Source organism: Xanthomonas sp. SHU 166 (assembly GCF_000364685.1).
In the GTDB taxonomy this organism is placed as follows: Bacteria; Pseudomonadota; Gammaproteobacteria; order Xanthomonadales; family Xanthomonadaceae; genus Xanthomonas_A; species Xanthomonas_A sontii.
Genome location: NZ_AQOJ01000819.1, coordinates 1 through 7,167 on the forward strand (window position 1 = coordinate 1; position 7,167 = coordinate 7,167).

Annotated in this window: 7 protein-coding genes; 3 read left to right on the top strand and 4 right to left on the bottom strand. The window is 71.3% G+C overall.

What is annotated here, in order from left to right; genetic code table 11:
• Positions 1 to 492: 492 nt before the first annotated feature.
• Positions 493 to 1,119: a ParB-like protein gene (locus D180_RS18805; RefSeq protein WP_017914002.1), complete on the top strand. Its 627-nt coding sequence runs from the start codon at positions 493 to 495 to the stop codon at positions 1,117 to 1,119.
• Here the strand turns inward: D180_RS18805 and D180_RS18810 are convergent.
• Positions 1,080 to 1,580 (bottom strand): MgtC/SapB family protein, encoded by a 501-nt coding sequence (locus D180_RS18810; protein WP_017907901.1) that lies wholly within the window; start codon positions 1,578 to 1,580, stop codon positions 1,080 to 1,082. The genes D180_RS18805 and D180_RS18810 overlap by 40 nt on opposite strands.
• A gap of 91 nt (positions 1,581 to 1,671) precedes the next feature.
• The gene (locus tag D180_RS18815; protein ID WP_043091345.1) at positions 1,672 to 2,598 is read right to left on the bottom strand and encodes a carbohydrate kinase; all 927 of its coding nucleotides are present in this window, start codon (positions 2,596 to 2,598) and stop codon (positions 1,672 to 1,674) included.
• 329 nt (positions 2,599 to 2,927) lie between these two features.
• Between D180_RS18815 and D180_RS18820 the strand changes: the two genes are divergently transcribed.
• Positions 2,928 to 3,560, top strand: a complete 633-nt coding sequence (locus D180_RS18820) for an NAD-dependent dehydratase (RefSeq protein WP_017914004.1) — start codon at positions 2,928 to 2,930, stop codon at positions 3,558 to 3,560.
• A gap of 204 nt (positions 3,561 to 3,764) precedes the next feature.
• On the opposite strand, the gene D180_RS18825 is transcribed toward D180_RS18820, so the two are convergent.
• Positions 3,765 to 4,526, bottom strand: coding sequence for an SDR family NAD(P)-dependent oxidoreductase (locus D180_RS18825; protein ID WP_017914005.1), 762 nt, complete (start codon positions 4,524 to 4,526; stop codon positions 3,765 to 3,767).
• Between the two features lie 165 nt (positions 4,527 to 4,691).
• On the opposite strand from D180_RS18825, the gene D180_RS18830 reads away from it, so the two are divergent.
• Positions 4,692 to 5,021 carry a DUF6172 family protein gene (locus tag D180_RS18830; protein ID WP_017909718.1) on the top strand — a complete coding sequence of 110 codons (330 nt, stop codon included), beginning with the start codon at positions 4,692 to 4,694 and terminating at the stop codon, positions 5,019 to 5,021.
• 311 nt (positions 5,022 to 5,332) lie between these two features.
• On the opposite strand, the gene D180_RS18835 is transcribed toward D180_RS18830, so the two are convergent.
• Positions 5,333 to 6,619 (bottom strand): DEAD/DEAH box helicase, encoded by a 1,287-nt coding sequence (locus D180_RS18835; RefSeq protein WP_017914006.1) that lies wholly within the window; start codon positions 6,617 to 6,619, stop codon positions 5,333 to 5,335.
• Positions 6,620 to 7,167: the final 548 nt, after the last annotated feature.

Below are 7,167 nucleotides of genomic sequence, written 5' to 3' on the forward strand. Positions count from 1 at the left end.
CGCGTTGATCCGACATATGCCAGCCGGCTCCTCCCCAGGTCAATGCGCCGCCGATGGTGGCGCTCAGGAACTGGATATCGGCGCTGGCGGCGCGCGCTTGAGCAGGCGGACGCCGTGTCTGTGAAGAGGACTCCATGGCGGCCGTACCCTCACCCCCGGCCCCTCTCCCGGTGGGAGAGGGGAGTGGCGCGGGCGGCTGCGGAACTCTTGAGCACGGCGGCCCCTCCCTTCTCCCTTCGGGACCATGGCCCCTTTTCGGGGGAAGGTGCCCCGAAGGGGCGGATGAGGGTTGGGGCGCTAGGGAGGTGTCTGGGGGAAGAGGTTCCCTGGCCGTCGCACCCTCACCCCCAACCCCTCTCCCGGAGGGAGAGGGGAGCAACACCTGGCTCCCGAAAGATCGCGTGTGCCGCGGCGCTGTGCAGAACGCGCACGACGCTGGCACTCTGGCGGCCGCGCCTGGTGCCGGCGCGCACACTTCCACGGAGACTGAGCATGGCCGATCCCCGCGAACCGCTGCTGCATCCCGTTCCGATCCTGTCCCTGCGTCCCACGCAGATGACCGTGGGCATGCGCGAGGTGAAGGAGAAGCGCAAGCGCTGGCGCGCGCACGCGTCCAAGCACAAGCAGGCCGAACTGCTCGGCACGCACATGATCCCGGTGGTGCTGGGACCGGATGGCCGCTACTACGTGGTCGATCACCACCACCTGGCGCGGGCACTGCTCGACGAAGGGGTGGAGGACATCCTGGTCACGGTGATCGCCGACCTCAGCATGGTCGACAAGGCCGCGCTGTGGAGCGTGCTGGATCATCGCCGCTGGGCCTATCCCTACGACGCCAAGGGCGAGCGCCGTCCGTTCAAGGACATGCCCACGTCCATCGCCGACCTGAAGGACGATCCCTACCGCAGCCTCGCCGGCGAGGTCCGGCGCGCGGGTGGCTACGCCAAGGACACCACGCCGTTCAGCGAGTTCCTGTGGGCCGACCTGTTCCGCCGCCGGCTGCGGCGCCGCGACGTCAAGGAGGATTTCGCCCGTTCCATGGAGACCGCGCTCGCGCTCGCCAAGAGCAAGGAGGCGAGCTATTTGCCGGGCTGGTGCGGGCCGCTGTCCGACGACTGATCCGGCGTGGCGTCATGCGCCGGCCTGCCGCCCAGGAGTGCGTGCAGGGCGCGTTCGACGCGGCCGCCGAACAGCAGGATGACGAAGGCGATGGCCAGCGACACGGCCACGATCTGCCACTGGCCGGCGCCGCACATGATGCCGACGCAGGCGGTGAGCCAGACGCAGGCGGCGCTGGTCAGGCCATGCACCCGCACATGTTTCTGGGTGTGATAGATGACGCCGGCGCCGAGGAAACCGATGCCGGTCAGGATGCCCTGGATGACGCGGCTGCCGGCATCGGTGAAGCCGCCCTTGCCGAGCGGGTCGGCCAGCAGCACCACCATCGCGGTGGCCAGGCCGACCAGGCCCAGCGTGCGGATGCCGATCGGCTTGCCGTGCAGGTCGCGGTTCAACCCGATCGCCGCGCCGGCGAGGGCGGCGATCCCCAGGCGCACGGCGATCTCGGACAGGTCGGTCAAGGCAGGTCTCCCGGTGGATGTGTCGCCGCAGGCGGCCGGCCCATCATAGGCAACCCGGCCGCGAGCGCCGAGTGCATGCCGTCGGCTGGCCTCAGAGCGCGGCGCGGACGTCGTCCAGGCTGGGCGGATTGGCGCCGGCGCGGGTACAGTTGATCGCCGCGGCGGCCACGCAGAACTGCAGCAGGCGCTCCAGCGCGGCCGGCTCGCTGCCCAGCGCGGCCAGCGCGGCGGGGTCGGGCAACTGCTGCAGCAGCGCCGCCTGGAAGCTGTCGCCGGCGCCGACCGTATCGACCACCTGCACCACGCGGCCGGGCACACGCGCTTCGCTGTCGCCGCGCCAGGCCACCGCGCCGTCGCCGCCCAGGGTCATCACCACCAGCGACGGCCCCTGCTGCAGCCAGCTGCGGGCGACGGCGAACGGATCCTGCTGCGGATACAGCAGCTCGATGTCCTCCTGGCTGACCTTGACCACGTGCGCCAGCGCGATCCAGCGCGCCAGCCGCGCGCGCCACACCGCCATGTCCGGCTCCACCGTCGGCCGCACGTTCGGGTCCAGCGAGATCAGCCGCTGCCCGCGCTCGCGCTCGGCCAGTGCCTGGAAGGTGCTGGCGGTGGTCTCGGCGACCAGGGTGTAGGAACCGAAATGCAGGCCGCCGACGCGCGCGTCCAGCGCCGGCAGGTCGGCCTCGGTCAGCGCGCGATCGGCGCAGCCGGTGCCGTAGAAGGCGTAGTTGGGCACGCCGCCGGCGTCGAGCGCGACCATCACCAGGGTGGTGGCCTCGCGCTTGTCGATGCAGTAGTCCAGGGCCACGCCTTCGCCTTCGAGGGTGGCGCGCAGCTGGCGGCCGAGCGGGTCGGTGGACAGGCCGGTGAACAGCGCCGACGGCGCGCCCAGACGGGCCAGGCCGATGGCCACGTTGAACGGCGAACCGCCCTGGCGCGCGGTCATCGCGACCGAGGTGCCGGCGTAGCCGTCGATGAAGATGTCGTACAAGGCCTCTCCGCACACCACGAACATCGAACCGCTCCTCATAGGTTGCAGCGCGCCGGCCGGCGCGATGGGGCGGCTATTGTGGCGTACCTGCTGCGGCGCGGCGACCGTGTGTGGGGCAGGCAGGAGCATGCGAGGACCAGGCTGGCTGGCGCCCCGAACCCTCATCCGCCCCTGCGGGGCACCTTCTTCCGATGGGAGAAGGGAAAAGCCATAGCCCCTCTCCCGTCGGGAGAGGGGTTGGGGTGAGGGTACGGGCGCGCAGCGCCTCATGGACCGCACACCCCACCCACAACGCCTTGCCGCCGCCCCTGCGATAGTCGCCACCTCCCCCAGCCAGCCTCCAAGGATGCCCCATGAAAATCCTGCTCGCCGGCGCCACCGGCCTAGTCGGTGGCCACGTGCTGCGCCAGTTGCTGGCCGCCCCTGCCTGTAGCGCGGTGATCGCGCCGACCCGGCGCGCGCTGGAGCAGGTCCATCCGAAGCTGCTCAACCCAGTGCTCGACTTCGACGCGCTGCCGGTGCAGGCGCCGTGGTGGCAAGTGCAGGGGGCGATCTGCGCGCTCGGCACCACGATGCGCCAGGCCGGCTCGCGCGCGGCGTTCCGCCGGGTCGATCACGACTATCCGCTGGCGATCGCACGGCTGCTGCACGAGCATGGCGCAGCAGCGTTCGCGCTCAACTCGGCGCTGGGGGCGGATCCGCAGTCATGGGCCTTCTACAACCGGGTCAAGGGCGAGTTGGAACACGACCTGCGCGTGCTCGGCTTTCCGTCGCTGACCCTGGTGCGGCCGGGCCTGATCGGCGGCGAGCGTGCGCAACGACGCCGCGGCGAGCATGCCGCCAGCGTGGTGTTGCGCGCGCTCGGGCCGCTGCTGCCGCGGCGCTACCGTATCAATCCGGCCGAACGCATCGCCGCGGCGCTGGTCGCGGCCGCACTGCAGCCGCGGCCGGGCGTGCAGGTCGTCGATGCGGCGCAGTTGGTTTAGGGGCTGGGATTGGGGATTGGGGATTGGGGATTGGGGATTGGAGCGCGCGAGTGCATAGCATTGCGCGTGATGCACATGCAGCCGCTTGGCGATGGGGCGCACGTCCGTGCGCGATGCAGGCGCCTCGCTTGCACCGCGAGCAGTCACGCAGTTCTTCGCCGCGGTGCCTCGTTTGCCTGGACCCGGCCGGGCGCGCGACCTTCCTCAGGCGCCCAGCGACTGCCCGCCGTCCACCGCCAGCACCTGGCCGGTGATCCAGCGTGCCTGCGGCGAGGCCAGGAAGAGTGCCGCGTTGGCGACATCGTCGATCGCGCCGAAGGCGCCGAACGGAATGCTCGCGCGGATCTGCCGGTACAGCTCGGGCTGCTGCTGGCGACGCTGCTCCCACAGGCCGCCGGGGAACTCGATGGAACCGGGTGCGATCGCATTGACCCGGATCCGCTCGCGCGCCAGCTGCGTCGCCAGGGTGGTCGTGTAGTAGTTCAGCGCCGCCTTCGCCGCCGAGTACGCCGGCACCCGCGGCGTCGGCCGCAGGCCGTTGATCGAGCTGATGTTGAGGATGCAGCCGCGACCACTGCCGCGCAGGTACGGCAACGCGGCGCGGTTGCAGCGCACCGCGGCCATCAGGTCGATGTCGAAGCCGGCCTGCCAGCTCGCATCGTCGTCGCCATGGCCGTAGCCGGAGGCGTTGTTGATCATCACGTCGATGCCACCCAGTGCGTCCGCGGCCTGGGCCACCCAGGTCTGGATCTGCGCGGTGTCGGCCAGATCGCAGCACTGCGCCACGACCGGGTGGCCGTGACGCTGCAACTGCGCGGTGGCGTCGGCCAGCGGCGCGGGACTGCGCGCGCAGATCGCCACTGCGGCGCCATGGCGGGCGAAGGCATCGGCGATCGCCAGGCCGATCCCGCGGCTGGCGCCGGCGACGAGCACGCGGTATCCCGCGAAAGCGGACGGATCGGTCATCGGTGGCTCCTGCGTGCCATGGGGCGTGCGCCGATTATCCGCGCAATCCGCAGCGCGTGGCCGCTTCTGGCACCATGGCGGCCGTCGTACGCGCCGTCCGTCGGTGCGCCCGCCGCGCCGTCGCCCTGCGATGACCGCCGCATTCCCTTTCCAGGATTTCCCGCAGTGAAGAAGACCTACCGGCTCCGCATCGAAGGCAAGCATCCCGACCGCCTGCTCGACGCCGCCAAGCACGACATCCGCAAGTACATCCGCCGCGAGCGCCGCAAGACCTTGCCGGCTGGTGCGGACTACTGGGATTTCGACACCCTGTTCGGCACCGAGGAAGCCACTGCCGCGGTGCTGCCGCCGGCCGAACTGCTGCGTGCGGTCGACGCGCTGGTCGCCGCCGGCGGCGAGCAGTTCTACGTGGAGATCCGCAGCCGCGCGTGCACGCGGCCGCCGCGGGCCAAGGGCGGCCAGGACGAAAGCGAGCACGATCCCTTCGAGGACTAAGCGCGATTCGGCGTGCCTGTCGCGCCGTGGCATCGACGTGCGACGCCAGGCCACTGCCCGCGCCTTTTGGCATTGCTGCAGCGCCTGCTGTGTTGCGCCAGGCCTTCCAGGCGTTTCTGGCCGGAGGGCCGACTGCGGCACGCGTTGGCGCGGACGCTCCCGGCGTCCTTGGTCTGATCCGTCCGACAAGCCCGCGTAGCATGGCGACGCGGTCGTTCTGATGTTCTGGCCGGAAACGTGCCTGATCTCGGCACGCGTCTGTGTGGCGACGGATGCCGCAGTAAAGCGTGGTACAGCCCACGCGGCGGCGCTCAGCCGCTCGCGGGCGGCTCCCCGTTGTGCGCACGCGCCGCGCGCAGCCGGTCCTTCTTGCTCGGTCGCTTGCCCTTGATGCCGCCGGTGGAGGCGGCCGCCTCCGTGGACGGTGCGGCGGCCGGGGCGGGCGCTTGCTTCGGCTCGAAACCGGGAATGCGTTCGCGCGGCACGCGCACGCCTTGCCGCTTTTCGATCAGGCGCAGATGCGCCGTACTGGCCGCGTCGACGAAGCTCAGCGCCTGGCCCTCGGCACCGGCGCGCGCGCTGCGGCCGATGCGATGGGTGTAGTCCGCGGTGGAACGCGGCAGGTCGTAGTTCACCACCACCGGCAGCGCGGCGATGTCGATGCCGCGCGCGGCCAGGTCGGTGGTCACCAGCACGCGCAGTTGCTGCTGGCGGAACGCCTCCAGGGTGCGCAGGCGCCGCCCTTGTGCGAGGTCGCCGTGCAGTGGCTGCGCGGCGATGCCGGCCTTGGCCAGCGCCGTGGCGACCTGCTCGGCGCTGCGCCGACTGGCGACGAACACCAGTGCGCGTGGCCATGCTTCCTGTTCCAGCAGATGCTGCAGCAACGCCAGGCGACGCCCGTCGTCAACCTCGATCGCGCGCTGGCGCAGCGTCGCCGGGATCGGGGCGGCGTCGGCGGCGTCGCCGATGCGTCGCGGCGCGCGCAGCAGGCGCGTGGCCAGCGCCGCGATCGGGGCCGGCAGGGTGGCCGAGAACAACAGGGTCTGCCGCGTCGGCGGCAGCAACTGCAGCAGCCGCTCCAGTTCGGCGCCGAAGCCCAGGTCGAGCAGGCGGTCGGCCTCGTCCAGCACCAGGTGCGCCACCGCGTCCAGTTGCAGCGCGCGCTGCGCCAGCAGGTCGAGCAGGCGCCCGGGCGTGGCCACCACCACGTCGGCGCCGCCGCGCAGCGCCAGCATCTGCGGATTGATCGAGACGCCGCCGACCGCCACCACCACCCGCGGCCGCCGCGGCAATTCCAGGCCCAGCGCGACGAAGGTATCGGCGACCTGCACCGCCAGTTCGCGGGTCGGCACCAGCACCAGCACGCGGGTGGAGCGCGCCGGCCTGGCCGCCTGCGCGCAGGCCTGCAGCAACGGCAGCGCGAACGCCGCGGTCTTGCCGGAACCGGTCTGCGCCATGGCCAGCAGATCGTGGCCGGCGACGATCAGCGGCACAGCCTGCTGCTGGATCGGCGTAGGCGTCTGCCAGCCAGCACGCGCGAGCGCGGCGGCGAAGGCGGGATACAGCGCGGGCGACAGGCCGAGGGAGGCGAACGGCATCGGGAGGGGCAGCGAAGGTGAGACTGGACAGTATCGCCGACCTGGCTTACGCGCGGCTTCCGTCGTGACGCGTCTGGCGATCGCGCGTCGCGGCTGATCCCGAAAAGGGGACAAGAGCCGCTCCCACAAGGGCTTGCGGCAAGCTCGCCGGATGCACTTTGGTAGAGACTTCAGTCCCGACGCATTGCGGCATCGGAAAGCACCCCGCTTCGCCCGTCGCGGCTGATCCCGAAAAGGGGACAAGAGCCGCTCCCACAAGGGCGTGCGGCAAGCTTGCCGGGTGCACTGTGGGAGGGACTTCAGTCCCGACGCATTGCCCCATCGGAAAGCACGCCGCTTCGCCCGTCACGGCCGATCCCGAAAAGGGGACAAGCGCCGCTCGCACAAGGGCGTGCGGCGAGCTCGCCGGGTGCACTGTGGGAGAGACTTCAGTCCCGACGCATTGCGCCATCGGAAAGCACGCCGCTTGCCCGTCGCGGCCGAAGCCGCTCCCACAAGGGCTTGCCGCGAGCTCGCCGAGTGCACTGTGGGAGGGACTTCAGTCCCGA